Origin of the sequence: Neobacillus drentensis, from assembly GCF_036962765.1 — a bacterium.
In the GTDB taxonomy this organism is placed as follows: Bacteria; Bacillota; Bacilli; order Bacillales; family Cytobacillaceae; genus Neobacillus; species Neobacillus drentensis_C.
In genome coordinates this window covers 79,518-79,828 of record NZ_JBALOS010000009.1, presented here as the reverse complement: position 1 = coordinate 79,828, position 311 = coordinate 79,518, and the positions used below count along the sequence as shown (strand labels likewise).

Annotated in this window: 1 protein-coding gene; it reads right to left on the bottom strand. The window is 35.7% G+C overall.

Annotated features, from left to right (window positions below; translation table 11 throughout):
* Nucleotides 1–49 precede the first annotated feature (49 nt).
* On the bottom strand, nucleotides 50–244 hold the full coding sequence (locus V7137_RS02525) for a hypothetical protein (protein WP_218349482.1): 195 nt from the start codon (nucleotides 242–244) through the stop codon (nucleotides 50–52).
* Nucleotides 245–311 lie beyond the last annotated feature (67 nt).

Sequence of the window (311 nt, the reverse complement as noted above, 5' to 3'; positions counted from 1 at the left end):
TCAACAGGCAAGTTTAAAACAGAGCCAAACAAAAAAACCATCTGTGGTTTCACCCTTCAGATGGTCTTCCAAACATCGTTTGCATCATTTTTTGCTTAACACCTGGAAAGTTCATGATTGAGCCGACTGCAATCCTGCGCATCCAACTAGATCCTAGCAGGACATTAATAAGTCGGTATTTGTATTTATATAATAAATATCCGATGGAACCAATCATTAATATGGATGTTAACATTCGAGACATCATCATCCCTCCTACTTTTATTTTGTGATGATGACCATTATTTTATCCAATAAAAAGGATTGAATTC

Bases quoted from the DNA above. Each gene is read 5' to 3' on its own strand.
- V7137_RS02525 (WP_218349482.1), bottom strand. From the start codon at position 244: ATGTCTCGAATGTTAACATCCATATTAATGATTGGTTCCATCGGATAT.